This window comes from Streptomyces sp. NPDC043896 (assembly GCF_056435605.1).
This window is the reverse complement of sequence record NZ_JBWKEE010000007.1, coordinates 206,787-232,941: the sequence shown is the minus strand read 5'-3', so window position 1 is coordinate 232,941 and position 26,155 is coordinate 206,787. Positions and strand designations below refer to the sequence as shown.

Below are 26,155 nucleotides of genomic sequence, written 5' to 3'. Positions count from 1 at the left end.
GCGGAAGTGGTCGTCGCGCCCGTGACGATTAGTCGTGTGCGTGAAGCGGCTTGCCGGCCAGGGCCAGGTGGGCCTCGCCGAGGGCCTCGTTCTGGGTCGGGTGCGCGTGGATGAGCTGCGCGACCTCGGCCGGCAGGGCCTCCCAGTTGTAGATCAGCTGGGCTTCGCCGACCTGCTCGCCCATCCGGTCACCGACCATGTGGACGCCGACCACGGCACCGTCCTTGACCTGGACGAGCTTGATCTCGCCCGCGGTCTTCAGGATCTTGCTCTTGCCGTTGCCCGCCAGGTTGTACTTCAGGGCGACGACCTTGTCCGCGCCGTAGATCTCCTTGGCCTTGGCCTCGGTGATGCCGACGGAGGCGACCTCGGGGTGGCAGTACGTGACGCGCGGGACACCGTCGTAGTCGATCGGGACGGTCTTCAGACCGGCCAGGCGCTCCGCGACGAGGATGCCCTCGGCGAAGCCGACGTGCGCGAGCTGCAGGGTGGGGACGAGGTCGCCCACGGCCGAGATGGTCGGCACGTTGGTCTGCATGTACTCGTTGACGAGGACGTAGCCGCGGTCCATCGCGACGCCCTGCTCCTCGTAGCCCAGGCCCTGGGAGACCGGACCGCGGCCGATGGCGACCAGCAGCACCTCGGCCTCGAAGGTCTTGCCGTCGGCCAGCGTCACGCGGACGCCGGTCTCGGTGTACTCGGCCTTGTCGAAGAAGGTGCCGAGGTTGAACTTGATGCCGCGCTTGCGGAAGGCGCGCTCCAGGATCTTGGAGCTGTTCTCGTCCTCGACCGGGACGAGGTGCTTGAGGCCCTCGATGACGGTGACGTCGGTGCCGAAGGACTTCCACGCCGAGGCGAACTCGACGCCGATGACGCCGCCGCCCAGGATGATCGCGGACTGGGGCACGCGGTCCAGGACCAGCGCGTGGTCCGAGGAGATGATCCGGTTGCCGTCGATGTTCAGGCCCGGCAGCGACTTCGGCACGGAGCCGGTCGCCAGCAGGACGTGGCGGCCCTGGATGCGCCGGCCGTTCACGTCGACGGAGGTCGGGGAGGACAGCCGGCCCTCACCCTCGATGTAGGTCACCTTGCGGGAGGCGACCAGCCCCTGCAGGCCCTTGTACAGGCCGGAGATGACCTCGTCCTTGTACTTGTGCACACCCGCGATGTCAACGCCCTCGAAAGAGGCCTTGATGCCGAACTGCGCGGCCTCGCGAGCCTGGTCGGCGATCTCGCCGGCGTGCAGCAGAGCCTTCGTGGGGATGCAGCCGTTGTGCAGGCAGGTGCCGCCGAGCTTGTTCTTCTCGATCAGCGCAACGTCGAGACCCAGCTGGGATGCGCGGAGCGCCGCGGCGTAACCGCCACTGCCACCGCCGAGGATCACTAGGTCGAAAACGGTGCTGGCGTCGTTCGCCACGTCACGTCCTCCATGCATGTGCGCCGGGCACCGGTCCTCTGTGACCGGGCGGCGGCTGGTAATCGGCCGCTTGTTTCTTCGGCCCTGTGGTGGGGGCCCTGTCCTGCCGAGAACCCATCTTCGCATTTGTCGGGGGAACGCGGGACGCCGGGCCCCGGGTGTGGACCGTCGTTCTGCCCGACATCCGGGTTACCCGTGCGTAGAAACCTACTGATCCTTGAGATTTCTTCCAGAGCGAACGCACCCCGGGACCATGATCGGTGTCCCGGGGCGCGGCGCGCGTCACAGAGGGCGTCTCACGTGCTGGTACGCGGGCGCCGGTGCGGCGGGGGCGGGTACGTCAGCCCAGGTCACCGGTGGCGGTGCGCTCGGCCAGCCGCACCAGGGTGCGCACGGCGGAGCCGGTGCCGCCCTTGGGGGTGTAGCCGTACGGGGCGCCCTCGTGGAAGGCCGGGCCCGCGATGTCGAGGTGCGCCCAGGTGATGCCCTCGCCGACGAACTCCTGGAGGAACAGGCCGGCCACCAGACCGCCGCCCATCCGCACGCCCATGTTGGCGATGTCGGCGGTGGGGGAGTCCATGGTCTTGCGCAGGTCCTCGGGGAGCGGCATCGGCCAGGAGGCCTCGCCGACCTCTTCCGCGATCTCGTGGATCGAGGTGCGGAAGGCGTCGTCGTTGGCCATGATCCCGAAGGTGCGGTCGCCGAGCGCCAGCACCATCGCACCCGTGAGGGTGGCGACGTCGACGATCGCGTCCGGGTTGTCCTCGGAGGCCTTGGTCAGGGCGTCGCCCAGGACCAGGCGGCCCTCGGCGTCCGTGTTCAGGACCTCGACGGTCTTGCCGCTGTACATGCGCAGCACGTCGCCCGGCTTGGTGGCGGAACCGGAGGGCATGTTCTCGGCGAGCGCGAGCCAGCCGGTGACGTTGACCTGGAGGTTCAGCTTGGCGGCGGCGATGACGGCGGCGAACACGGCGGCGGCGCCGGACATGTCGCACTTCATCGTCTCGTTGTGGCCGGCCGGCTTCAGGGAGATGCCGCCCGAGTCGTAGGTGATGCCCTTGCCGACGTAGGCGAGGGTCTTCTCCGCCTTGGCGTGGGTGTAGGTGAGCTTCACCAGGCGCGGCGGGTTCTCGGAGCCCTTGCCGACGCCCATGATGCCGCCGTAGCCGCCCTTGACCAGGGCCTTCTCGTCGAGGATCTGGACCTTGACGCCGTTCTCCTTCGCGGTCGCGGACGCGACGGCGGCGAAGGCCTCGGGGGTCAGGTCGTTCGGCGGGGTGTTGATCAGGTCGCGGGCGACGTTGACCTCGGTGGCGACGACGGTGGCGCGCTCGGCCGCGGCCTTGTGCTCCTTGTCGCGCGGCTTGGCGCCGAGCAGGGCCACCTCGGCCAGCGGCTGCTTGGGGCCGGCGTGCTTGCCGCCGTCGCCGGACTTCTTCTCGCCGCCCTGGTAGGCGGTGAAGGCGTACGCGCCGAGCAGCGCGCCCTCGGCGACGGCGGTGACGGCGGAGGCGTCGTCCAGCGGGAGGGCGAAGGCGGCCTTCTTGGCACCGTGCAGCGCGCGGGCCGCGGAGCCGGCGGCGCGGCGCAGGGCCTCCTCGTCGAAGGACTCGTCCTGCTCCGGGGCCGCACCCAGACCGACGGCCAGCACCACGGGGGCCTTGAGGCCGGCCGGGGCGGGCAGCTTGGTGGTCTCGCCCTCCGCGCCGGTGGCGCCGAGCGAGTCGAGCACGGCGGCGAGCTTTCCGTCGAACGCCTTGTCCACGGCCTCGGCGCCGGCGGCCACGACGAGCCCCTTGGGGCCCTTCGCCACGCCGACCACGAGGGCGTCGGCGCGCAGCGTCGCAGCGCCGGCAGTGCTGAGAGTCAGAGCAGTCACGGTGGTGAAGTCTCGCTTCCGTTTTGTGTTAGTGGGCGCTTGGTCGCGTCGGGGTCACCGGCCGCTCCGCAGCGATCGTATTCGGGCCCGGCGGCCGCCGGAAATGAGCCTACGCGCACGTACTCGTCCGTACGTCACTCCAAGGTTTGTCAAGTTGTTCGATCAATGCGCCACCAGGTTCACCCATCTGTGGACTCTGCTCCAGGTTTGCCCTTTAGACCTGACGAGGTCCGAGAGACTCGAGTCACTCTCGCAAGAGGACGTGGGGTCCTTTTGCATGATTTCCACAGTGCCTCCCCGGCCCGGCCGTCCGCCACGGGCCGACGTCGAGGGGTGCCTGCGGGGGGAAGGCCGAAATGGTCAACAAGAACCGGATGAACAGGGCCGCCGCGGCGATGGCGGCGGCAGCCCTGATGTCCGTGGCAGTACCCGCCGCGACCGCACACGCGGCGACCGTGACGCCCCGCATCGACCTGAAGGTGCTCGTCGTCGACGACGGCGGCAGCTCGGTCGGGGCGATCACCGCCCAGCTCAAGGACACCGGGGTCCCCTACACCCGGATCGACCTGGCCAGTGCGGGCCGCCCCGTCATCAACGCGGCGTTCCTCGCCGACACCGTCGACGGCCGGCCCCGGGCCAAGTACCAGGGCGTCGTCCTGCCCAACGAGAACCCCTTCGGCGAGGGCTCCGCCGAGATGGCGGCGCTCACCGCGTACGAGACGGCGTACGGGATCCGCCAGGTCGACGCGTACACCTGGGCCCACCCGGGGGTCGGGCTCGAGTACACGGACAACGGGGGCTACAGCGGAGAGCTCGACGGCACCCGGGCCGCCGTCACCGACGCCGGCAAGACGGGCCCCTTCGGCTACCTCGGCGGTCAGGTCACCTTCGAGGACAACTCCGCCCTGGTTCCGGAGAGCTACGGGTTCATGGGCAAGCCGCGCGCCGGCTACACCAGCTACGTGGACGCCCCCGTCGCCGGCGGACGCGCCTCGCTCGTCGGCGAGTACACCCACGACGGCCGCAGCGAACTCGTGGTCACCTTCGGCTACAACCAGTACCAGCAGCAGTTCCGGCTGCTCGCCCGCGGCATCGTCGAATGGCTCACCCAGGGCGTCCACCTCGGCCAGGAGCGCAACTACTTCGCGGTCCACGTCGACGACGTCTTCGCCCCCGACGCCCGCTGGAACAAGGAGCTCAACTGCACGCCCGGCGACTACGCCTGCGCGGGCGGCGAGGGCAAGGAGAGCAGCATCCGGATGAGCGCCGCCGACGCCGTGTACGCGGCGCAGTGGCAGACGTCCAAGAACTTCAAGCTGGACATGCTCTTCAACGGGGGCGCCGGCGAGGAGTGGAAGGCCGAGAACGGCGGCACCGACGCGCTGACCGCCCAGCTCGTCGCCGACCGGGCCAAGTACCGCTGGATGAACCACACCTACACCCACCCCTTCCTCGGCTGCGTCCAGGACACCAGCGCCAGCCCCTGGACCTGCACGAAGAACGCCCAGGGCGCGACCACCTACATGAGCCGCGCCGAGATCTCCGCGCAGATCCGCGACAACAACAACTGGGCCGCGTCCAAGGGCATCACCCTCGACCGCTCCGAACTCGTCACCGGCGAGCACTCCGGCCTCAAGACCCTCCCGCAGCAGCCCCAGGACAACCCCAACCTGGCCGGCGCCCTCGCCGACAACGGGGTCAAGTGGGCCGGCAGCGACAACTCCCGCGAACCCGACCAGCGCGCCGTCGGGGCCGCCCTGACCGTCCCCCGCCACCCGATGAACGTGTACTACAACACGGGCACCAACGCGGAGATGGCCGACGAGTACAACTGGATCTACACCAGCCGGGCCGACGGCGGCAGCGGAATCTGCGAGGACAACCCCGCCACCTCCACCTGCCTGCCCGCCCCGCTCGACGTCAACACCGGCTACCTGGACTACATCGTCCCCGCCGAAGCCCGCACCGCCCTGCGCCACGTGCTCGCCAACGACCCGCGCCCGCACTACGTCCACCAGTCCAACCTCGCCGAGGACCGCACCCTGTACCCGGTGCTCAACCAGGTCCTCGACACCTACCGCGCGCTCTACGCGCCCAGCACCCCGATCGTCAACCAGAGCATGAAGGAGACCGGCGTCGAGCTCCAGCGCCGCTCGGCCTGGGACAAGGCGATCGCCGCCGGCAAGGTGACCGCCTACAAGATCGGCAAGGACGTCGTCGTCAAGGCCCCCGCCGGTGTGGTCGCCCCGGTCACCGCGCCCAACGGCACCAAGAAGCAGATGCTCCTCGGCACCACCGACTTCGGCACCGCCTACGCCGGAACCCGGTCCGCCTGGACCTCTCCCGACCTGCTCCAGACCGCGGTCACGCTCCGGCTGCCGAGCTGACCCCGGCCCGCACCACCGCACCACCGCACGACCCGTCCTGCCCGTACTGCCCGTACGGCCGGCAGCACGCGCAACACCCAGAGCCGGCGCTCCGCGAACGCACCACGGGCGCCGGCCCCTTTTCCGTCCTGGGGGGACACACCGCATGAGCCATGGGCGTCACGTCACCATGCTCACCGAAGGCACCTATCCGCACGTCCACGGGGGCGTCAGCACCTGGTGCGACCAACTGGTACGCGGCATGCCGGAGGTCGACTTCAACGTCATAGCCCTGACCGGCTCCGGACGCGAGCCGGTCACCTGGGAGCTGCCGCGCAACGTCTACCGGCACACCTCCGTCCCGCTCTGGGGCCCGCCGCCCGCCCGCACCCGCCGGTCCGCCCTGCGGGGCAAGGCCCGCCGCCGCTTCACCGAAACCTACGAAGCCTTCCTGCTCTCCCTCATGGACCCCGGGCACGGCGGCTTCTCCGAGGCCCTGGGCGAACTCGCCCGCCTCGCCCGGGCCGGCCGCCTCGCCCCGGCCCTGCGCTCCGAATCGGTACTGCGCCTGCTGATGGCCGCATGGACCCGCCCCGGCCTCGTCACCGCCGCGGCCGAACCCACCATCCACGACGCGCTCACCGCCACCGACCTGCTGGAACACGCCCTGCGCCCGCTCTCGGTCCGGATCCCGCCCGACTCCGTCGCCCACGCCGTCAGCAGCGGCCTCGCCACCCTCCCCGCCCTCGCCGCCAAACGCCTCGACGGAGTGCCCTTCCTCCTCACCGAGCACGGCATCTACCTCCGCGAGCGCTACCTCGGCTACCGCACCGCCGCCCAGCGCTGGCCCGTCAAGGCCCTCATGCTGGGCTTCTACCGCGAGCTGAACACCGAGGGCTACCGGCAGGCCGACCTCATCACCCCGTGCAACCAGTACAACCGGCGCTGGGAAGAACGCGGAGGCGCCGACTCCGAACGGATCCGCACCGTCTACAACGGCGTCGACCCGCACGCCTTCCCCGAAGCCGGCCCCGAACCGGACGTGCCCACCCTCAGCTGGTGCGGCCGCATCGACCCGATCAAGGACCTCGAAACCCTGATCCGCGCCTACGCGTTCATGCGCGAGGAACTGCCCGCCCTGCGCCTGCGCCTCTTCGGCCCCGTCCCGGCCGGCTGCGAGGACTACAAACTCCGCCTGGAGAAACTCGCCGCCGAACTCGGCGTCACCGACGGCATCACGTACGAGGGCCGCATCGACCAGGTCGCCAAGGCCTACGCGGCCGGCTCCGTCGTCATGCTCTCCAGCATCAGCGAAGGCTTCCCCTTCAGCATCATCGAAGCCATGTCCTGCGGCCGCACCACCGTCTCCACCGACGTCGGCGGCGTCCGCGAAGCCGTCGGCGACACCGGCCTCGTCGTCCCGCCCCGCGAGCCCGAAACCATGGCCCGCGCCACCCTCGCCCTCCTCCGCGACGACGAACGCCGCGCCGAACTCGGCCGGATGTCACGCAAACGCGTCGTCGAGAAGTTCACCCTCCACCAGTCCGTCGACGGCTTCCGCCACATCTACCGCGAACTCGCCGACCAGACCCGCGCCGGCCGAGCCGCACCGACCCTGCGCCCCGGCGACGACTGGACCCGCCCGCTCGCCCACCCCTGGCACAAGGACCCCTGGCACAAGGAACTCGCGGCCGACGGGAGCCTGTGGTGAGCGGATCCCTCTGGCTCAAGCCCCCCGGCCCCGAAGGAACCTGGGTCCACGTCGGCCGGCCGGCCCCCGCCGGCCGCACCGACACCCTGCCCGACCTGCCCCGGCCCCGCCCCGGCGGGCCCGGGGCCCCGGCCGCCGACCCCATGGACGAACTCGCCGAACGCCTCGACGGGTTCGTCGCCGCCGCCGTCCACCCCGACGAGATCGCCGCCATCCTCGAATCCGACGGGATGACCGACGAACACATCCGCCTCACCTACGGGCGCCCCGACTCCTTCGCCCTCGCCGAAGAGCTCTACGCCCGCGTCCCCCGCTCCTTCCCCGAGCCCGACCGGCTCCCCGACCCCTGGAAGGTCTCCCTCACCGCCTGCCTGCTCCGCGGGCTGATCTTCGCCCTCCCCGGCCTCGCCTACGTCCTGGGCGCACCCCTGCTGGAAGGCCCGCCCGACCGGCTCGGACTGCCCGCCGGCACCCTGACCCTCCTCGCCGGAGCCCTCATCGGCTGGGTCTGGGACCAGAGCCTGTCCCACCGCGCCTACTCCTGGCTCGGCCTCGGCGACCGCGCCGCCGCCGGTCGGACCCTCCTCGTCGGAGCCCCCGCAGGAGCCCTGCTCGGCACCGCCGCCGCCTTCGCCGTACCCGGCGGGCCGCCCTTCTCGTACGCCTTCGCCGCGGGCCAGGCCGTGTACGTCGGCGCCGCCACCGTCCTGCTGGTCCTGGGCCGCGAACGGGTCCTGCTCGCGGCACTCGGCCCCATGGCCGCCGGCGCGGTGCTCGCGCTCTTCACCGACCTCCCCGTACCGGTACGCATCACCCTGCTCACCGTGTCCCTGCTCGCCGCGTGCACCCTCGCCCTGCGGGAGCTGCCGCTGGCCGCCGGGGTACGGGCCGGGGTCGGCAGGATCCACCGGTGGGCCGAACGCCGCCCGGGCGAAGGCGGCCCCGTGCGCTGGCGGATGCTGCGCGGCGCCGAGGAGGACCACGCCCGGCGCGGACCCCGCATCGGCGACTCGGTGCCCTACGGGGTGTTCGGCCTCGGCACCGGCCTGCTGGTGCTGTACGCCGCGCTGGGGGAGGTGCTCAGCGGCGGCCCCGCCGAGGCGGTCGCCGCACCCTCCGCGGTGGCCCTCACCCTCAGCATGGGCCCCGCCGCCTGGCTCCTCCACCGCTTCCGCAGCGGCAGCCTCGCCGGGCTGCGGGCGGCCCGCTCACCCGGCGCGTTCCGGCGCCGGATGCTCGTCACCCTGGCCCGGTGCCTCGCCGCGTACCTGCTGGTACTGCTCGCGCTGGGCGTCACCGGAACCCTGCTGTGGCCGCACGCCCCCGGCCTGACCGGACTCCGCGTCGCCACCCTGCTCCTGCTCGGCACCGTCATGTGGACCGGCCTGCTGCTCCAGTCCTTCGGCGCCGTCCGGCCCGCCGCCGTGGTCTGCTCCGGGGCCGCCTTCGCCCAGAGCCTGGCCCTGCTCGCCGGGATCGGACAGCCCCGCCTGGTCCAGCCGGCCGTCGCCGGCGCGGCCGCGGCCGCCCTGACCGTACTGGTCTGCCTGCTCCTCGGCCGGGCCACGGCACACCGCTGAGCCTCCTCGACCGCCCGTGAGAGAAGACGAAGGACCCCATGCTGCTGGTGCCGCTCTACGAGCACCCCGCCGACCGGCCCGAGGAGTGGGAGCGGCTCATCCGCTCCGCCGGACAGCTGCACTCGGTGGTGCTCAACCCCGACAGCGGCCCCGGCCGGGCCCCCGACGAACGGTTCGCCGCCGTCGCCGCCCGGCTGCGGGACGCCGGCGTGCCCGTACTCGGCTACACCGACACCGACTACGGGAGGCGCCCGCACGCCGCCGTCGTCCAGGACCTGCTGCGCCACCGCGACTGGTACGGGGCCGACGGCGCCTTCCTCGACCAGGCCGCAGCCGGCCCCGAACTCCTGCCGCACTACGGGCGGCTGGCCGTCGCCGCCCGGGCGGCGGGGGCCCGTACCCTCGTCCTGAACCACGGTGTCCACCCGCACCCCGGGTACACCGGGCTCGCCGACCTGCTCGTCACCTTCGAGGGCCCCTGGGACGCCTACCGCGACGAGGCCGCCACCCCGCCGCCGTGGACCGCCGACCACCCCGCCCTGCGGTTCTGCCACCTCGTGTACGCCGTACCGCCGGACGCGCCCGCCGCCGAACTCGCGGCCAAGCGCCACGCGGGGGTGCACTGCGCGGTCCCCGGTACCGGGGCGCACCCGTGGGGCACCCTCCCGTACGCACTGGAGGCCGCCGGATGAAGCGTTTCACCACCGTCCTGGCCGCGAGCGGCGCCGCCGCACTGCTGCTGCTCACGGCCTGCACCGCCGGACCGGACGACGACGAGGGCCCCGGCCCCGGCCCGACCTGGCCCGCCCAAAAACCGGGCGAGCGCTGGCAGCCCCGCCCCGGCACGCCCTGGCAGTGGCAGCTCAGCGGCAAGCTCGACACCTCGGTGGACGTACCGGTGTACGACGTCGACGGGTTCAACACGACGAAGGAGGAAGTCGCGGCCCTGAAGGCCGAAGGCCGCCGCACCATCTGCTACATCTCCACCGGCGCCTGGGAGGACTTCCGCCCGGACAAGGACGACTTCCCGGACTCGATGCTCGGCAAGGGCAACGGCTGGAAGGGCGAACGCTGGATCGACATCCGCCGCACCGCCGACCTGGAACCGCTGATGGCCAAGCGCTTCGACATGTGCCGCGACAAGGGCTTCGACGCGGTGGAGCCCGACAACATGGACGCCTACCGCAACGACTCCGGCTTCCCCGTCACCGCCGAGGACCAGCTGAAGTTCAACCGCTTCATCGCGAAGCTCGCCCACGACCGGGGCCTGGCAGTCGGCCTCAAGAACGACCTCGACCAGATCCCGCAGCTGGTCGGCGACTACGACTTCGCCGTCAACGAGCAGTGCGCCCAGTACGACGAGTGCGAGGAACTGACCCCCTTCATCGAAGCGGGCAAGGCCGTCTTCCACGCGGAATACGAACTCCCGACGTCCCGCTTCTGCAAACAGTCCCGCCGCCTGAACCTCAGCTCGCTGGAGAAGAAACTGGAACTGGGCCCGTGGCGCAGGGCGTGCTGAGGCCGGTCCCACACCTCGGCCCACTATCTCCCCCTCGACCCCCGGGGGGCGGGTCGGTGTGTGCCCACCCGCCCCCGGGTGCGGGTGGGTGGGGTGGGGGCGGTGGCCCCTGGGCCGTCTCGGGGAGGTGCTGGGGGTTTCCCGTCAGTCCCATCGTCGTTCCGTGTCGTGCCGGCCTGTCAAGGGCGCCCTTCGGTCGCGTCACTTCGTGATCGCCTTCGGCGACCCTTGACAGGCCGTCCCGCCCCGGAAAGCCGAAAGACTGCCGGGAAACCCCCCAAAGAACGGTCACGGGGCAGAAGAGGGAGGGACGGGTCCGTCAGCGATGAGGCGAGGGGCCGGGGGCCGGCCCGCCGGGCATCCGGGCCCTCAACAGCCCAGATCCGGGACCACAGGGCCTCTACCTGCACGGAAGGACGATCAGAGCCCCCTGCGGAGCGCCCAGGCGCAGCAGATCGCTACGCGCTCCTCTTTTCTTGGCGTCCGCAGCCCGCCTTGGGCTGATACCTGCACCAGAGGTTGATCAGGGCGCTGTGGGCAGCGGATGGGCGCGTGCCAGAGGGGTGTGCACCGGGGTTTCACTCACGCTTTGCCCTCACGGGGCAGGGCAGGTTGGGGGCAGTGCGGTTCGGCGAGCATGTGACAAGGGCGACGGAGTGGAAGACGGTGCCCGTCAGATAGTGGCCGAGGGATACGTCTCCGCCCCACGCCAGCCGTTCGATGGCACTCCTCACCAGGAGATCCAGCCTGGTGACTTCCCGATCTTGAGAAGAGCTGAAGCGAGGTGCGAACTCGGCGAGCTGAAGCCCCAGCCACTGGCCGGCTTCCTTGGGCTCCTGCCATGTCCCTCTGATCAGTGAGGGCGGCTTCATCAGCCAGTGGACTGTCTGGATCGGGGGCACGTCGACAGTCGGGAACGCTGCCACGGCTTCGCGGTACCGGTCGTGTACCTCTTGCCCGCTCGTCGCTGCTGGGGTCTGACCGGGTGGTCTGCGGATGCTCTCCCTGTCGAACGTCGACTTTTCCCCGATCCAGGCGTAACCGTGGTGGTGCACCGCTGCTCCGTTCCGAGAGATGACGACGGCCCCGCCCGTCGGTGTGAGGGCGGGGCCGTCAGTTCAGGTGGTGGTATGGATCAGGCGGAGAGGTCGAACCGGAGGGGGTCGATGCCCGCCGCGTCGAGTTCGGCCGTGGTGAAGCGCAGCGGCTCGGCGGGCGCTTGCTGTCGCCCATGGCCCATGCGTCCGGGCCGATCTTCGCGAGGGTCACGCACGCCTCGCCGTCCGGGTGCGTGTTGCCTCCACACGCCCTGCTGAACCGGGCGCCGTTGATGTCGATGCTGTAGAGGTCGGTCATCTGGTCCTCCTTCATTCGGATGGGTCTCATGGGGAGTACTCCGGCAGGCCCAAGGCGTAGGAGTGCTTCTCGGGGTGCGCGGCCAATTCGACGTTGCAGTCCGAGACGGCGGACAGGTCCCCGTCGCCGTGCGCCGCCGTGCGTTGCTTCGCGAGTGCAGCGCACACGCCACAACCGGGTGCAGGTCCAGGGGGTGTACCTGGGAGGGACAGTTGAACCGGCGGGTCCATCGTGGTGCGGGGGCTGCTCACTGGGATTCCTCCCTCGGGTGTCGGCACCGACGATGTTTCACCGGTTGAGCGGCTCGCTCTAGGACCTTTCCCGTTGGGGCAAGAACCCGTCGCGGACGCCTTCGACCAGGGTTCTCATGCCATCGTCGTAGACCGCCACGGAGGCGAACCGTTCGAACGTATCGAGGTAGAGCTGTACGTCCTTCGGGTCGCGGGTCGTGACCTCGGAGTGGAAGGTCTCCACGATGACGAGCCGGTCGTCGTGGAGGCTGAAGCAGGTCATCGGGAAGTCGGGCATTCGACGGCCGGACGGCACAACGCCCAGGGAGACATTGGGGAGGCGGGACACGGAGACGAGCCTGTCCATTTGGAGTGCCATGATCACGGGCTCGCTGATGCGCCACCGGAGCACGTGCTCGCAGATCAGGAAGTGGAACGACCGGCCTGGCTCGTACAGGGCGGATTGCCTTTCGAGGCGGGCCGCCACGGTCTTGGCCCTGGTCTCCTCCGGCAGGGCCGGTGGCAGAGAGAAGACGGCAGAGGCGTACTCGGGTGTCTGGAGGAGGCCGGGGATGAGCTGGCCCTGGAAGAGCCTGAGCGTGGCGGTGCCGGCTTCAATCGCTCGAATGGTCCTCTGGTGCTTCCACGGGCCCATGCGACGCAGCAGGCGCCATGCGGTGGCCTCGGTCGCTTCAGCGCGGGCTGTCGCCAGGAACTCTTCCTTGACTCCCTGACTCACGCCTATGGCGGTGAGGATGAGATCCACGTCCTGAACTGTCGGACGCACCTTGCCGGTTTCGATCTTTGACAGCTTCCCCGCAGACATGGAAGCCCTGCGGGCCACCGAGTCACCCGTGAGTCCGGATGCGTCGCGCAGCTCCCGCAGGGCTTTCCCGATCGAATCGGCGGTCAGCGGTGCCGCTCCCAGTACTCCACGAACGGCACTGCTTCGGCCAGAGCGCGGTCCCGGTAGTCCTGGTACTCGCCCAGCCTGTGCGGGGGGAGCAGCTCCGCTCCGATGAAGGCGCCTTCGGACGTGTAGTGCATCCGGTATACCGACTGGTCGTCGAACAACCAGAAATCGTGATCGGGCAGGCCGGGCACTGTCTGTTCGCTCAGGTCGATGACGCCGATGCGCTCACCAGCCGTGATGTTGCCGGGATACGCGGCCAGTTCGTACCGTAGGTAGTCGCTTAGCGGCGACCTCAGCACATGGACCCGCGAGACCTGCTTGCCTTTGTCGGTCATCGACCGCACCCACGGGTTGTCGTTCCATTCAGGACCCATGTCCCCGCCGGCCTGAAAGCATTCGAACTCCTCGCGCTCCTCCTCCACGTCGTAGACGCTGAGCGTCTCCAGGCGGAAGGCGGTCTGCTCGAAGATCTCGAAGAGCCTGCCGAACTCCTCACCGCTGAGCACGGAAGTACTCCTCCAGCACCGCAGCCGGGACCATGACAGCCGTCTCGCCCTCAGGCAGGTCGAGTTGCGCGAGCCGCTCGGGGTCGGTGATCACGTAGCCCTGGACCACATAGTCCGCAGCGTCCTCAGTGGCCCACAACGTCGGGCACGTTCCGTTCCTGCACTCAGGATCACCGGACAGCTTTCGCAGCATCTTCGCCCCCACATGTCGGCGTACGCCTGTCGTGTTCGATGCTCTCCAGCCGGTTGCGGTGGGGTCAAGCACTGACCCTTTCCAGAACAGGAAAGACGCGCTCTCCATGCGAGGCAGATTGCTATTCATGTTTCAGCGGCCGACGGCCGTCTTGGGCTGGCCGAACGCGTGCGGCGTGCCTCGCTCCCACAACTCCTCGGCATGGCCGGCGAAGCGTTCGAACATGCCCTCCTTGCTCTGTCGGCGCAGGTGGAACATGGGTGAGTCGTGTCCGATGACGCGAGCGAGGTGCGGCGTGACGAGGGCGTTGGCATCAAAGAGAAACACGCTGAGGCCGACGTGGTTCGTGGCGTCTTCCGGGGCGCTGACGCGGACTTCCAGGCCATCCAGGGATCCCAGCCGGTCCAGTTGTTCGAGGGTCGTGCGGATGCGAGTGGAGACGGTCAGTGCCGCGTCCTCGATCGCCTCGCGCTGTCGAGTGGTTTCGCCGTTTGGGTCTCCCACGAGGAAGCGGACCCGGCATCCGCTCTCGATCTTCTTCCGGATGATCCCGGCGAAGTCGGGGATCATGGTCCAGAAGAAGTAGTTCGTGTACCCGGACAGCAGCATCTCGCTGGTCGTCTCAGCGATGAGCTTCGCCCACGTCGTGGAAGGGCATGCGGAGCGATAAGGGTAGGAGTGGACCAGCTCCTTGTCCTGTCCGACTTTCACGCGGCTGGTCACTGCTTCCGGCCAGATCATGCGCTCTTCAACTCCCAACACCCGAGCCACATCTGCACGGTTTCGAGCATGCGGCACCAGAGCGGGATCCGCTAACCAGCGACTGACGGTTTTCCCGGATACCCCCACCCGATCGGCCAGCTGATGCGCTCTCACGTCAGCGCCGGCCATAACTGAACTCAAGGCCGTGTTCAAGAGTCCTCCACGGGACATTTGGGCGTTCTCCGGAACATGGCGCGGAACGACCCAACCGTCCTTGGATAAGGCCAGATACGTCCATACGTGGGAAGCAGGCTGAGTCCGTCAGCAACCGACTGCAGGAGGGTCTGATGGACACGAGCGGTCAGAGATGGGGGCGTGCTGTCCCCACCTGACCGGATCACCTCACTGGAAGAGCCGGCCGTCGTGCAAGACGCCGCCTGGTCACAGCCGGAGGCCGTGACCGAGCCCAGCCAGGAACTTCTCGACCGTGCTCTTGTCGGCTGGGAGCGCTTCCTCGACACCTTCGACGAGGTATCCGATGAGTGACCAGTACGAGTACGTCCCCAACCGCCTCCTCCACCAGCGGGTCCGCGACATCGCCTCCGGCGTCGAGGGCGTGCTGATGGCCGTGATCAACGAGAACGTCTCCGACTCCGTCGCCTACGAGCGCTGGATGGAACTGGCCTACATCCGTGGCGCCTCGGGCCGTGAGTTCACCACCGCCGTCGAGAACGTCGAACCCGCCTATGACCAGCCCCAGACGGCCGCCGGACGCCGAGATTCGAGGAGCGCGTAGCGATCTGCCGCGCCTGGGTGGGCCGCAGGTCGCTCTGATCAACCTTCCCTGCAGGTAGCCGGGCCCCTCGGCCCTGGCGGCGGGGATCTGGGGCCCGGATGCCCGGAGGGCCGGCCCCCGGCCCCTCGCCCATCCCTGAGGGACCCGTCCCTCCCTCTTCTGCCCCGTGACCGTTCTTTTGGGGGTTTCCCGGCAGTCTTTCGGCTTTCCGGGGCGGGACGGCCTGTCAAGGGTCGCCGAAGGCGATCACGCAGTGACGCGACGAAGGAGCGCCCTTGACAGGCCGGCACGACACGGAACGACGATGGGACTGACGGGAAACCCCCAGCCCCTCCCCGACCCCGCCCAAGGGGCCACCGCCCCCGCACCCCCGCCCCGCACCCGGGGAGGCGGGTGGGCAACCACCGCCCCGCCCCGCCCCCTCAAGGGGGAGATAGCCGGCCCGAACCGTGAGCAGCAGCCCCCACCCCTCACACCGGCAGGATCGCGTGCACCCTGTACCCGCCCCCGTAGCGGGGGCCCGCGTAGCAGGAGCCGCCCAGGGCGGCGGTGCGTTCGCGCATGCCGAGCAGGCCGTGGCCGCCGCCCGGGTCGGTCTGGGCCGGGGCCGAGTCCGCCGAGTCGCCTCCGTCGTCCAGTACGGTCACCTCCACCGAGGCCCCGACGCGCACCACGCTGACCTCGGCCTGCGCGCCCGGGCCGGCGTGCTTGCGGACGTTGGTCAGCGCCTCCTGGATCACCCGGTACGCCGCGAGGTCCGCGGCGGCCGGCAGCGGTTCGGTACCGGCCCCCAGCTGGACGGTCGCCGACACCGGCAGGCCCGCGTGGCGGAAGGTGTCCAGCAGTTCGTCGAGCAGGGCCAGCCCCGGCGCGGGTTCCGTCGGCGCCTCCGGGTCTCCGGACTGGCGCAGCAGCCCGACGGTGGCGCGCAGCTCGTTCAGTGCCGAGCGGCTGGCGTCCCGTACGTGGGCGAGGGCTTCCTTCGCCTGGTCGGGCCGTTTGTCCATGACGTGCGCGGCCACCCCCGCCTGGACGTTGACCAGGGCGATGTGGTGGGCCACCACATCGTGCAGGTCCCGGGCGATCCGCAGCCGTTCCTCGGCGACCCGCCGCCGGGCCTCCTCCTCGCGGGTCCGTTCGGCGCGTTCGGCCCGCTCCCGGATCGCGTCGACGAAGGCCCGCCGGCTGCGCACCGCGTCGCCGGCGGCGGCGGCCATGCCGGTCCAGGCGAAGATCCCGAGGTTCTCCTGCGCGTACCAGGGCATCGGCCCGGCCAGCATCGCCACCCCGGTGAGCCCGGCCATGGTCAGCAGCCCGATCCGCCAGGTGGTGGGCCGGTCGGTGACCGCGGCGACCGTGTACAGGGCGATCACCGCGCTCATGGCGACGGGTGCCCGCGGCTCCCCGGTGGTCAGCTCCAGCAGCGACAGCCCGCAGGTGACGGCGAGCACGGTCCGGGGCCGGCGCCGCCGCAGGACGAGGGCGGCCGCGCCGAGCAGCATCAGCAGCAGGGAGAACGGCTCGGGCGTACGGGTGCCGAAGGTGGGGCCGTGCGGTCCGTGCGGGTCGGCGAAGGAGCCGACGACCATGGAGACCAGCGCCCCGAACGCGAGTACGGCGTCGGTGGCGAGCGGATGCGTCCGCATCCACTGCCGGGTGGGGGCGAAGGGCCCGAGGTCTGTCGTCACCCGGATACGGTACGGGCTGCCCCTAGAGCCGCGCCGAGCCCGGCGGCGCAGGTGGCGCAGGTGGCGACGGCGGCGACGGCGGCGCGGGCGGCGACGGTGGCGCGGGCGGCGCGGGCGGCGACGGTGGCGCGGGTGGCCGGGGGGTGAGCGGAGCCCGGGAGCGGGCCGGCCCCCATGCGGCGCGTACGACGCACACCGCCATGACGGTGGCGATGGCCGCCAGGTGCTCCTTGCCGGCGAGGTTGTTCTTGACCAGCACCTCCCCGGTCATCGCGAGGATGACCAGGGCCCCGGTGAGGTACGCCCGGTAGCGCCAGCACACGTAGATGGCGAGGCCCACCACGGCCGCCGACGGCCCGGTGTCGTTGACGATCCGGTCGGACACCGGCAGTCCGAAGGGGTGGTCGGGGCCCAGGGAGAGCCCGATGCGGGCGTAGGTGGTCCCGGCGATGGTGGCCACGTAGCCGACGAGCAGGGTGCGCCACCAGCCGATGCAGATCTCGGCGATCCCGAAGACCAGCAGGATCTGCGCGAGCGCCCCCCACACGGGCAGGTCGAGGGCGGGTACGAACAGGGACAGCGGGGTCCGCAGCAGTGCGAGCCACAGGGGGTCGACGGCCTTGACGGACCCGAGGTTCTGGACGGGCTGGAACCCCCAGGAGGTGTTCTGCACGATCTGGAAGACGGAGGTCAGGGCGACCGCCCCGAGGGTCATCGGGACGGCCCGCCACGTGTCGCGGACGAGCGCGTCCCGCACGGTCCGCAGCAGGGGCCCCCACTCACGGCGGGCGAACTGCCGGACCTCCGTCTTCCACGACGTCAACGAATCGTCTCCAGGTGCTTGCGGTGCAGCCACTTGGGCAGGCCGGGGGCTTCCAGGAAGCCTTCGGCCCGACCCGCCGCGATACCGATCCGCAGCAGGTCCGAACTCTTCTCGAAGAGCATGAACCGCGGCTCCCAGATCGGGCGGTATTTGGCGTTGGCCCGGTAGAGGGACTCGATCTGCCACCAGCGGGAGAAGAAGCTCAGCAGCGAGCGCCACATGCGCAGCACCGGCCCCGCTCCGAGCTTGGACCCCCGCTCGAAGACGGAACGGAACATCGCGAAGTTGAGCGAGACCTGCGTGACGCCGATTTCCTTCGAGCGTTCCAGCAGCTCGATGACCATGAACTCCATCAGGCCGTTCTCGGAGTCCCGGTCGCGGCGCATCAGGTCCAGGGACAGGCCCTTGGGGCCCCACGGCACGAAGGACAGGACGGCGCGCAGGTCGCCGTTGCCGTCGGTGCACTCCAGCATCACGCACTGGCCGTCGTCCGGGTCGCCCAGCCGGCCCAGCGCCATGGAGAACCCGCGTTCGGTCGCGCCGTCGCGCCAGTCGTCGGCCCGCTCCAGCAGGACGGTCATCTCGTCGGCCGGGATGTCGGCGTGGCGGCGGATGCGGACGGTGTAGCCGGCCCGCTTGACCCGGTTGTAGGCCTGCCGGACGGTGCGCATGGCGCGGCCCTCCAGCGTGAAATCGTCGGTCTCGACGATGGCCTCGTCGCCGAGCTCCAGGGCGTCCAGGCCGTGCCGGGCGTAGATCTGCCCGGCTTCCTCGCTCGCGCCCATCACGGCCGGCACCCAGCCGTGCTCGCGGGCCTCGGCCAGCCACGGCTCGATCGCGCCCGGCCAGGCCTCGGGGTCGCCGATGGGGTCGCCGGAGGCCAGCGAGACCCCGCCGACGACGCGGTAGGTGACGGCGGCCTTGCCGGTCGGGGACCAGATGACGGACTTCTCGCGGCGCAGCGCGAAGTAGCCGAGGGAGTCGCGGTCGCCCTGCTTGGCGAGCAGCGCCCGCAGCCGCTCCTCGTCCTCGGGGGTGATCGGGTCGACGGCGCGCCGCGAGCGGAACGCCGCGAACAGCACGGCGAGCAGCAGCAGCATCGACATCATGTTGACGGCCACGTCGACCCAGGCGGGTGTGGTGATCGCGCGGTACGCCTCGTCGTCGGGCGCCAGCGTGATCAGCCGCATGACGCCGTACCGCCAGCGCGCCAGGAACGTGGCGTCGGCGCGGTCGGCGTCGGTGTTGGTGGCGCCGACGAGCAGGGCGGCGATCAGCGAGGTGAGCAGCAGGCCGACGGCGGCCACGGCGGTGGCGAGTTTCGGGTTGGAGCGGTCGCCCTTGGCGTAGAACTCGTGGCGGCCCAGCAGCAGGGCGACGACGAACGCCGCGGTGAGGGCGAGGGACACCCAGTTCTGCGCGTGCTGGCGGAACTCGGGGTAGCACATGCTCAGTTCGCCGCCCGTGCAGGGCGCGAAGGCGGCGACCGCGAAGGCCAGCAGCAGCATGCCGCTGACCACCAGGTTCAGGATCCAGGCGGCCCGCTTGCGGCGGCCCATGGTGACGGCGAGCAGCAGTGAGAACAGGCCGGAGGCGAAGCCGGCCGTCAGCAGGTACGGGGTGTAGAAGTCGGCGGTGTTGTGCCGGCGCAGGTCCTGCCCGAGCGAAAGCCACACCGCGCTGAGGAAGTTGATGAAGGTGACGGCCCGCAGGTACCAGACCGCGAAGGCGGCGCTCCGCCGCGACCTCGGAGTGCCCCGGGGGCTCTCCGGCTTCGCGGCGGTCTCCCCTCCCTGTCCCTTCTTGTGGTTGGACCCCTTGCCGGAAGCCTGGTCGGGGCTCCGGTCGGTTTCTACGCTGGTCAAGCGGACCTCTCCCATGAAAAGCGATGATATGGGGCGTCACCGGTCCGCAGCGCAGTGCGAGCACCGCGGACTGGTCAGGCCCGTAGTGCCCGGTGTCTCAGTCCGTCGGCTGCTTCGCGGCTGCCCTCTCCGGGAGGTCCGCCGCGAGCGCGGCGGCCGCCTGGACCAGGGGGAGCGCCAGCAGGGCTCCGGTTCCTTCTCCTACTGTGACGCCGTGGTCGAGCACGGGGTTGAGTGCCATCCGGTCCAGGGCCTTCGCCTGGCCCGGTTCCCCGCTGGACTGCCCGGCCAGCCACCAGTCGGGGGCGCGGAAGGCGGCCCGCTGGGCCACCAGCCCGCAGGCCGCCGAGACGACCCCGTCGAGGATGACGGGCGTACGGCGCACCGCGCTCTGGAGCAGGAAGCCGGTGATCGCGGCGACGTCCGCGCCGCCGACCGCCGCGAGCAGCGCCAGCTGGTCGCCGAGTACCGGGCGGGCCCGGCGCAGGGAGTCGCGGATGGCGGCGCACTTGCGCATCCAGGCCAGGTCGTCGATGGGCTGCCCGCCGCGGCCGGTGACCACGGAGGCGTCGGTCCCGCAGAGCGCGGCCACCAGCGTGGCGGCCACGGTGGTGCCGCCGACGCTCAGGTCGCCGAGGACGACGAGGTCCGTACCGGAGTCGGCCTCCTCGTCGGCGATCTGGATCCCGAGCCGCAGCGAGTCCTCGGCCTCCTCGGCGGTCAGCGCGTCCTCGACGTCGATCCGGCCGCTGCCGCGCCGTACGCGGTGCCGTACCACGTCCTCGGGCAGCAGGGCGGGGTCGCAGTCCAGGCCCGCGTCGACGACGCGCACCCCGGCGCCGAAGCGGCCGGCCAGCACGGACACCGGGCTGGTCCCGTCGAGGACGGCGCGCACCAGCTCGTGGGCGCTGCCCGCGGGCCGGGCGGAGACGCCCTGCGCGGCGATCCCGTGGTCGGCGGCGAACAGGACGACGCGCGGCCGCTCGATCGGCCGGACCGGAACCCGGCCCTGCGCGGCGGCCAGCCACTCGGCGAGCTCGTCGAGCCGGCCCAGGGCGCCGGGCGGCACGGCCAGCCGTTCACGACGCTCTTCGGCGTCACGCCGGACGCCCCCGTCGGGACGTTCGATCAGATCGGAGAAGTCGTCGAGATTCAGCGTGGTCATCTGCCAGAGATTACAGCCGTCCAGACCCTCCCTCAGGGGGTGCGCCGGCTCCGTTTCAGCCGGGCTGTCCCCTGAGCACGAGCGCCTGCCCCGCGACCACCAGGAGTACGTGCTCGCACTCGCCCGCCACCGCGTTGTTGAGGCGGCCCAGCTCGTCGCGGAACCGCCGTCCCGACGCGGTCGCCGGGACCACTCCGGCCCCGACCTCGTTGCTGACCAGCACCACCGTGCGGCGGGTGGCGCGGACCGCCGCCACGAGCTCGTCGACCCGCGCGCGCAGCTGCTTGCGGCCCTCCCCGGCCCATACCGCGTCGTCCCAGGCCCCGGCCCGGTCCATGGCGTCGGTGAGCCACAGCGCGAGGCAGTCGATCAGCAGGGGCGGTCCGGCCGCCTCCAGCAGCGGCACCAGTTCGCAGGTCTCCGCCGTCCGCCAGGTGGCCGGGCGCCGCTCCCGGTGGAGGCCGACCCGCTGGGCCCATTCCGCGTCGCCGTCGCGGGTGCCGCCGGTGGCGACGTACACCACCCCGGGGAAGCCGGCGAGGCGGCGTTCCGCCTCGAAGGACTTGCCGGAGCGGGCCCCGCCCAGCACCAGGGTGCGGCGCGGCACGTCCGGTACCGCCCGGTAGTCGCCGGCCACCACCGTGGTGCCGTCGGGCACGGCCCGCGCCCCGGCCGCGGCGCAGCGGCGCTCCAGCTCGGGCCCCGGTGGGGTGTCGTGGTCCAGGTGGACGGCGATGACGTCGGTGGCGGGGCCCACGGCGCCGCTCGCGCGGAGCCGGGCCAGCGCCTCCGGCCGGCCGAGCACGTCGGCCAGTACCACGTCGTACGGGCGCTGCGGCTCGCCGTTTGCGCTGCCGGCCGGGGCCCCCTGGGGCGGGAGGTACAGCAGCCGGCCGCCATCGGGGCCGGTGACCTCGTACCCGGTACCGGGCGCGTCCATCGGCACCGCCCGCACCCGGTGCCCGCTGATCACCGCGAGCTCCCGCCCGTCCGGCACCCGCCCGGCGGCCGGCAGCCCGGGCGGCAGCTCTACGGCCGGCCCGTCGTGCGGGTGCGTCAGCAGCACCTGCCGTACGCCGGCCAGCGAATGCCCCGCACGGGCACCGGCCAGCACCGCCCCGGGGGTCAGGTCGAGCAGCAGCGCCCCGTCGACGAGGACGGAGGTCGCGCCGCGGGCCAGGGTGCCCACGGAGACCGCGCAGGCGGAGCAGGGACAGCCGGGGCGGGGCAGTCCTTCGGGCGTACCGGTGCCGAGCAGAGTGAGTTCCACACAGAGATCCTCCCGCGTCGCCGGGAGTGGTGCGCGCCCGGCTACTCTGCGGGCACACTTCATGACGAGAAGCGTGAGATCGCGGACGAGCAACGGAGGCGGACATGGCGTGGACGTGGCGGTTCGAGGCGGCCGACGGCAGCGAGGTGGCCCCGGCGGTGGAGCCGGAGGAGTTCACCACGCAGGGGGACGCCGAGTCCTGGATCGGCGAGGTCTGGAAGGAGCTCCTGGACGGCGGGGCCGAGAAGGTGACCCTGTTCGAGGACGGGACGCAGATCTACCCGATGAGCCTGAGGGCGGCCACGGAGGCCTGAGCCCCGGCCCCTGCCCTCGGCCGGGCGGGGTGCGGGCTCCGGCACGACGCCCCGCCCGGTCGGCGCTCGGGAAACGCCGGAACCCCGGGGGAGTCCCCCCGGGGTCCGCACGTCCGGTCGGTGCTACCCGCGCACCCCGCACAGGTGCAGCAGCGCCGCGACCCCCCGGTAGGGGTCGGTGCGCCCGGCCCGCTCCTCGGCGGCCAGCAGCCGCTCCAGCTCCTCGTCCGGCGGGAGCTCCGCCGCGGCCTCCGTGCCGTCGGTGAAGACGCGGACCCCGTACCAGGTGTGCAGCGGCGCGCCGATCCCCGACAGCGTCGCCGTCAGGTCGGCCAGCCGGTCGGCGCGCACGTCCAGGCCGAGCCGGTTCGTGTAGTCGACGGTGTCGAAGGCGTCCAGCGCCCCCGCCCAGTCGCCCGCCAGCCCGGGCCGCAGCGCGAGCGCGTCGCCGTTGCGGACCAGCAGGGACAGCAGCCCGCCGGGGGCCAGCATGCGGGCCAGCCCGGCGAGCATCGCGTCGGGTTCCGACACGTACATCAGCACGCCGTGGCACAGCACGACGTCGAAGCTGCCCGGTCCGAAGTGCGCGCCCGTCTCGCGGCCGTCGCCCTCCACCAGCTCGACCCGGTCACGGATGCCGGCGGGTTCGGCGGCCAGCGCCGCGTGCGCGACCGCCAGCATGGCGGCGTCCTGCTCCAGGCCGGTGACGCGGTGTCCCGCCCGGGCCAGGCGCAGCGCCTGGGTGCCCTGGCCCATGCCGACGTCGAGGACCCGCAGCCGCTGCCCGACCGGGAAGCGGTGCGTGATCTGTTCCTCGACCTGACGGCCCACGAGTTCCTGGCGGACGGCGTTGCGCAGTCCGCCCAGTCCCTCCAGCCACAGCCGGGCTCCCCCCGAGAAGCCCTCCCCCGACGATGCCCCTGTTGCTCCGGGCGTCGCTCCGGTCAGGGTCGCTCTCCGCGCTTGACCTGCGGCTTGGGCAGGCGCAGGCGGCGCATCTGGAGGGTGCGCATGAGGCCGTACGCGACGGCGCCGCGGCGGGGCTCGTTCGGGAAGCGCTCGGTCAGCGCCTTGCGGAGCCGGAACCACAGGCCGATGGAGTCGAGGATGATCAGGACGATCACGCCGAGCCACAGCATCAGCGCGATGTTCTGGATCGAGGGGACCCGGATCATGCTCAGCACCAGGATGACCACTGCCAGCGGCAGGAACATCTCGGCGATGGAGAAGCGGGAGTCCACGAAGTCGCGGACGAAGCGGCGCACCGGCCCCTTGTCTCGGACGGGCAGATAGCGCTCGTCGCCGTTGGCCAGCGCCTCGCGCTGCCTGGCCATCTCTTCGCGGCGACGCTCGCGGGCTCGCTTGGCGTCCTCCTTGCGGTTGCCGGTCGAGGCCACCACGGCCTTGCGCTGCGACTGGGCCACAGCACGCTTCGGCGTCGGGCGGCCCTTCGGGGCCTGCGGGTCACGGGGCTGCGAGGGGCCGGCGCTCACCTTGTCGGTGGCGGAGGCCTTCTCTTCCTTGGAGGAGCGGCTACCAAACACAAAACCCAAGCGTACGTGGTCGGGGCCACGGGCCCCACCCCGGCGGGGAACGATCCGGCAACGGCGGGCGTCTACCGAGTGCGGGCCTCTTCCGGTGCCGGGGGTTCCGGGCTGCCGGGTCTCGGGGATCACCTACTCCTTACGCCTGATACGGCACCGGGGTACTCGTCCTGGAGGAGGAGCGCATCCGTACTCGAACAGTGCGGTAATAGAGACAGGGCCCGTACTGTGGGTCCTGTCGGTGACCTGGAGCACAGTCCGTCTAGAAGGGGGCGCGCGAAGCCCATGAGCGGTGTCATGAAGCGTATGGGGATGATCTTCCGCGCGAAGGCGAACAAGGCCCTGGACCGGGCCGAGGACCCGCGCGAGACCCTCGACTACTCGTACCAGAAGCAGCTGGAGCTGCTTCAGAAGGTACGGCGCGGTGTCGCCGACGTGGCGACCTCCCGCAAGCGCCTGGAACTGCAGCTGAACCAGCTCCAGGGCCAGTCCGCCAAGCTGGAGGACCAGGGCCGCAAGGCGCTCGCCCTCGGCCGCGAGGACCTGGCCCGCGAGGCCCTGTCCCGCCGCGCCTCCCTCCAGCAGCAGGTCAGCGACCTGGAGGTGCAGCACCAGACGCTCCAGGGCGAGGAGGAGAAGCTGACGCTGGCCGCGCAGCGCCTCCAGGCCAAGGTGGACGCCTTCCGCACGAAGAAGGAGACCATCAAGGCCACCTACACGGCCGCCCAGGCGCAGACCCGCATCGCCGAGTCCTTCTCCGGCATCTCGGAGGAGATGAGCGACGTCGGCCTGGCCATCCAGCGGGCCGAGGACAAGACGGCCCAGCTCCAGGCCCGCGCCGGCGCGATCGACGAGCTGCTGGCCTCCGGCGCCCTGGACGACCAGAGCGGCCTCGGCTCCAAGGACGACATCCAGGCCGAGCTGGACCGCCTCTCCGGCGGCACCGACGTCGAGCTGGAGCTCCAGCGGATGAAGGCCGAGCTGGCCGGCGGCCCGTCCGCCCAGCAGCAGGCCATCGAGGGCGGCGCCCCGGGCACCGCGCAGCCGCAGCAGACCCAGCACCGGTTCGACAAGCAGTAGGACAGGGGCCCGTCATGATTGTCCGCATCATGGGGGAGGGCCAGGTCAGGCTGGCCGACGCGCACTTCGCCGAGCTGAACAAGCTGGACGACGAGCTGCTGGAGGAGATGGAGAGCGGTGACGAGGAGGGCTTCCGGCGGACGCTGGGCGCACTGCTCGACGCCGTCCGGCGCCTCGGCAGCCCGCTGCCCGACGAGGCGCTGGAGCCGTCCGAGCTGATCCTGCCCGCCCCCGACGCCACGCTCGACGAGGTGCGGAGCATGCTGAGCGACGACGGCCTCATCCCGGGCTGACCCGGCGCCCAGGGCCCAGGGCCCAGGGCCCACCGACACCGGCACCGGCACCGGCACGGCGAAGGGCCCGCCCCCGTACCGCACGGGGACGGGCCCTTCGCCGTCACTCGCGTTCTGCCGGGTGCTTCTCGGCGGGGTGCTTCTCCGGGTCGGAGAGCCCGCTGATGAAGTTCTCGAACTTCCGTCGCGGCCGCGCCCAGCGCCGGTCGTGGTGGAAGGCCCGCAGCCCCGCCCTGGCCCGCGCGCGCGGACGGTTCGCGTAGAAGCGCCGCGCGTACGGGGATCCGGGCCGGGCCAGGCGTACCGCCCCGATCAGCGCGACGAAGGGGATCACCAGGCCGAATATCGCGGTTCGCGGTTTCCCCTTCCACAGGGCCACCAGGGCGAGGAAGAAGTTGGTGGCGGTGTTCATGACGACGAGCCCGCGGCTGTGCCGTTCCTCCGGCGACAGTTCGTTGACCCCGAGGGGCAGGAAGCCGCCCAGCACCAGCGCCACCACCGCGGCCGTCAGCACCACGATCTCCACGCTCTTGCGGCCCTGCTCGCTCCAGTAGACGTCGTCCAGGTGCAGGATCAGCGCGAACTCGTCCAGCACCAGGCCCGCGCCCAGCCCGAACAGCACCGCCGAGAGGCCGGCCCCGAAGCTGTGCCCGCCGCTGCCGACCGCCCCGAACCCGCCGATGATCACCAGCACCACGCCGGGGACCACGTGGTGGACGTGCAGTCCGCCCGGAGTGATGTTCTTGAAGGGGCCCCGGCCGGCCCGGATCAGCCGCGTGATCACCCGGGTGACCAGGAACGACAGCACGAAGGACAACAGGGCGAGCAGCAAGGGGAGCTTGCCCGGCTCGATGATGTTGCGCTCCCACCAGTGACCCACGACACCAGCTCCCGATTTGACACGTAATGAGCAATTTACCGCTCACCGTAAGCGGGTAGCGTTCG

26 protein-coding genes and 1 pseudogene are annotated in these 26,155 nt (G+C 71.3%); 10 read left to right on the top strand and 17 right to left on the bottom strand.

The features are described 5' to 3' along the window. Positions 1–28 precede the first annotated feature (28 nt). Together lpdA and AC069X_RS12900 are read right to left on the bottom strand one after the other, a co-directional pair. The gene (gene lpdA, locus AC069X_RS12905; protein ID WP_478727953.1) at positions 29–1,417 is read right to left on the bottom strand and encodes a dihydrolipoyl dehydrogenase; all 1,389 of its coding nucleotides are present in this window, start codon (positions 1,415–1,417) and stop codon (positions 29–31) included. A gap of 340 nt (positions 1,418–1,757) precedes the next feature. Next, on the bottom strand, positions 1,758–3,296 hold the full coding sequence (locus AC069X_RS12900; RefSeq protein WP_478727951.1) for a leucyl aminopeptidase: 1,539 nt from the start codon (positions 3,294–3,296) through the stop codon (positions 1,758–1,760). Positions 3,297–3,652: 356 nt separating this feature from the next. Here AC069X_RS12900 and AC069X_RS12895 point away from each other — a divergent pair, with 356 nt between their 5' ends. The 5 genes from AC069X_RS12895 (at position 3,653) to AC069X_RS12875 (ending at position 10,472) form a co-directional block, all read left to right on the top strand. After that, complete coding sequence (locus tag AC069X_RS12895) at positions 3,653–5,683, top strand: hypothetical protein (RefSeq protein WP_478727949.1); 2,031 nt, start codon at positions 3,653–3,655, stop codon at positions 5,681–5,683. A gap of 145 nt (positions 5,684–5,828) precedes the next feature. Further along, positions 5,829–7,373 carry a GT4 family glycosyltransferase PelF gene (gene pelF, locus AC069X_RS12890; RefSeq protein ID WP_478727947.1) on the top strand — a complete coding sequence of 515 codons (1,545 nt, stop codon included), beginning with the start codon at positions 5,829–5,831 and terminating at the stop codon, positions 7,371–7,373. Continuing rightward, a complete protein-coding gene (locus tag AC069X_RS12885) occupies positions 7,370–8,953 on the top strand; it encodes a hypothetical protein (RefSeq protein WP_478727945.1) in 1,584 nt (527 codons plus the stop codon). Before pelF ends, AC069X_RS12885 begins: the two co-directional genes overlap by 4 nt. Before the next feature lie 38 nt (positions 8,954–8,991). Then, positions 8,992–9,645, top strand: coding sequence for a spherulation-specific family 4 protein (locus AC069X_RS12880; RefSeq protein ID WP_478727943.1), 654 nt, complete (start codon positions 8,992–8,994; stop codon positions 9,643–9,645). After that, positions 9,642–10,472, top strand: a complete 831-nt coding sequence (locus tag AC069X_RS12875) for an endo alpha-1,4 polygalactosaminidase (RefSeq protein WP_478727941.1) — start codon at positions 9,642–9,644, stop codon at positions 10,470–10,472. The genes AC069X_RS12880 and AC069X_RS12875 overlap by 4 nt, the downstream gene beginning before the upstream one ends. A gap of 578 nt (positions 10,473–11,050) precedes the next feature. Here the strand turns inward: AC069X_RS12875 and AC069X_RS12870 are convergent. From AC069X_RS12870 to AC069X_RS12840, 7 genes and pseudogenes are all read right to left on the bottom strand, one after another. Continuing rightward, entirely contained in the window at positions 11,051–11,527 is a 477-nt protein-coding gene (locus AC069X_RS12870; protein ID WP_478727939.1) for a hypothetical protein, read from the bottom strand. Positions 11,528–11,607: 80 nt separating this feature from the next. Further along, positions 11,608–11,828, bottom strand: a pseudogene (locus AC069X_RS12865) (DUF397 domain-containing protein). A 26-nt stretch (positions 11,829–11,854) separates the two neighbouring features. Continuing rightward, positions 11,855–11,995 (bottom strand): hypothetical protein, encoded by a 141-nt coding sequence (locus AC069X_RS12860; RefSeq protein WP_478727937.1) that lies wholly within the window; start codon positions 11,993–11,995, stop codon positions 11,855–11,857. Positions 11,996–12,137: 142 nt separating this feature from the next. After that, complete coding sequence (locus AC069X_RS12855; protein ID WP_478728189.1) at positions 12,138–12,944, bottom strand: helix-turn-helix domain-containing protein; 807 nt, start codon at positions 12,942–12,944, stop codon at positions 12,138–12,140. A 23-nt stretch (positions 12,945–12,967) separates the two neighbouring features. After that, the gene (locus AC069X_RS12850; RefSeq protein WP_478727935.1) at positions 12,968–13,477 is read right to left on the bottom strand and encodes a DUF6879 family protein; all 510 of its coding nucleotides are present in this window, start codon (positions 13,475–13,477) and stop codon (positions 12,968–12,970) included. Continuing rightward, the gene (locus AC069X_RS12845) at positions 13,464–13,616 is read right to left on the bottom strand and encodes a hypothetical protein (RefSeq protein WP_478727934.1); all 153 of its coding nucleotides are present in this window, start codon (positions 13,614–13,616) and stop codon (positions 13,464–13,466) included. Before AC069X_RS12845 ends, AC069X_RS12850 begins: the two co-directional genes overlap by 14 nt. Before the next feature lie 186 nt (positions 13,617–13,802). Continuing rightward, positions 13,803–14,411 carry an XRE family transcriptional regulator gene (locus AC069X_RS12840; RefSeq protein ID WP_478727932.1) on the bottom strand — a complete coding sequence of 203 codons (609 nt, stop codon included), beginning with the start codon at positions 14,409–14,411 and terminating at the stop codon, positions 13,803–13,805. Positions 14,412–14,747: 336 nt separating this feature from the next. Between AC069X_RS12840 and AC069X_RS12835 the strand changes: the two genes are divergently transcribed. Together AC069X_RS12835 and AC069X_RS12830 are read left to right on the top strand one after the other, a co-directional pair. Next, the gene (locus AC069X_RS12835; RefSeq protein WP_478727930.1) at positions 14,748–14,918 is read left to right on the top strand and encodes a hypothetical protein; all 171 of its coding nucleotides are present in this window, start codon (positions 14,748–14,750) and stop codon (positions 14,916–14,918) included. Next, positions 14,911–15,168 (top strand): hypothetical protein, encoded by a 258-nt coding sequence (locus AC069X_RS12830; protein ID WP_478727928.1) that lies wholly within the window; start codon positions 14,911–14,913, stop codon positions 15,166–15,168. Before AC069X_RS12835 ends, AC069X_RS12830 begins: the two co-directional genes overlap by 8 nt. Positions 15,169–15,638: 470 nt before the next feature. Here AC069X_RS12830 and AC069X_RS12825 read toward each other — a convergent pair whose 3' ends face one another. The 5 genes from AC069X_RS12825 to AC069X_RS12805 all read right to left on the bottom strand — a co-directional run bounded on the left by AC069X_RS12825 (position 15,639) and on the right by AC069X_RS12805 (position 21,979). After that, positions 15,639–16,814 carry a sensor histidine kinase gene (locus AC069X_RS12825; protein WP_478728187.1) on the bottom strand — a complete coding sequence of 392 codons (1,176 nt, stop codon included), beginning with the start codon at positions 16,812–16,814 and terminating at the stop codon, positions 15,639–15,641. 64 nt (positions 16,815–16,878) lie between these two features. Continuing rightward, a complete protein-coding gene (locus AC069X_RS12820) occupies positions 16,879–17,679 on the bottom strand; it encodes a hypothetical protein (RefSeq protein ID WP_478727926.1) in 801 nt (266 codons plus the stop codon). Beyond that, complete coding sequence (locus tag AC069X_RS12815; RefSeq protein ID WP_478727924.1) at positions 17,676–19,559, bottom strand: phosphatidylglycerol lysyltransferase domain-containing protein; 1,884 nt, start codon at positions 19,557–19,559, stop codon at positions 17,676–17,678. The genes AC069X_RS12820 and AC069X_RS12815 overlap by 4 nt, the downstream gene beginning before the upstream one ends. Before the next feature lie 82 nt (positions 19,560–19,641). Then, positions 19,642–20,709: a nicotinate-nucleotide--dimethylbenzimidazole phosphoribosyltransferase gene (gene cobT, locus AC069X_RS12810; protein WP_478727922.1), complete on the bottom strand. Its 1,068-nt coding sequence runs from the start codon at positions 20,707–20,709 to the stop codon at positions 19,642–19,644. A 55-nt stretch (positions 20,710–20,764) separates the two neighbouring features. Continuing rightward, complete coding sequence (locus AC069X_RS12805; protein ID WP_478727920.1) at positions 20,765–21,979, bottom strand: bifunctional adenosylcobinamide kinase/adenosylcobinamide-phosphate guanylyltransferase; 1,215 nt, start codon at positions 21,977–21,979, stop codon at positions 20,765–20,767. Between the two features lie 104 nt (positions 21,980–22,083). Between AC069X_RS12805 and AC069X_RS12800 the strand changes: the two genes are divergently transcribed. Next, on the top strand, positions 22,084–22,293 hold the full coding sequence (locus AC069X_RS12800) for a hypothetical protein (RefSeq protein WP_125594516.1): 210 nt from the start codon (positions 22,084–22,086) through the stop codon (positions 22,291–22,293). A gap of 123 nt (positions 22,294–22,416) precedes the next feature. On the opposite strand, the gene AC069X_RS12795 is transcribed toward AC069X_RS12800, so the two are convergent. Together AC069X_RS12795 and AC069X_RS12790 are read right to left on the bottom strand one after the other, a co-directional pair. Further along, positions 22,417–23,124: a class I SAM-dependent methyltransferase gene (locus tag AC069X_RS12795; RefSeq protein WP_478727918.1), complete on the bottom strand. Its 708-nt coding sequence runs from the start codon at positions 23,122–23,124 to the stop codon at positions 22,417–22,419. A 113-nt stretch (positions 23,125–23,237) separates the two neighbouring features. Continuing rightward, positions 23,238–23,846 (bottom strand): DUF3043 domain-containing protein, encoded by a 609-nt coding sequence (locus AC069X_RS12790; RefSeq protein ID WP_478727916.1) that lies wholly within the window; start codon positions 23,844–23,846, stop codon positions 23,238–23,240. A gap of 276 nt (positions 23,847–24,122) precedes the next feature. On the opposite strand from AC069X_RS12790, the gene AC069X_RS12785 reads away from it, so the two are divergent. Together AC069X_RS12785 and pspAA are read left to right on the top strand one after the other, a co-directional pair. Beyond that, complete coding sequence (locus tag AC069X_RS12785; protein WP_478727914.1) at positions 24,123–24,917, top strand: PspA/IM30 family protein; 795 nt, start codon at positions 24,123–24,125, stop codon at positions 24,915–24,917. Positions 24,918–24,931: 14 nt separating this feature from the next. Then, a complete protein-coding gene (gene pspAA, locus AC069X_RS12780; RefSeq protein ID WP_478727913.1) occupies positions 24,932–25,210 on the top strand; it encodes a PspA-associated protein PspAA in 279 nt (92 codons plus the stop codon). Positions 25,211–25,313: 103 nt separating this feature from the next. On the opposite strand, the gene AC069X_RS12775 is transcribed toward pspAA, so the two are convergent. Beyond that, on the bottom strand, positions 25,314–26,090 hold the full coding sequence (locus AC069X_RS12775; protein ID WP_478727911.1) for a hypothetical protein: 777 nt from the start codon (positions 26,088–26,090) through the stop codon (positions 25,314–25,316). Positions 26,091–26,155: the final 65 nt, after the last annotated feature.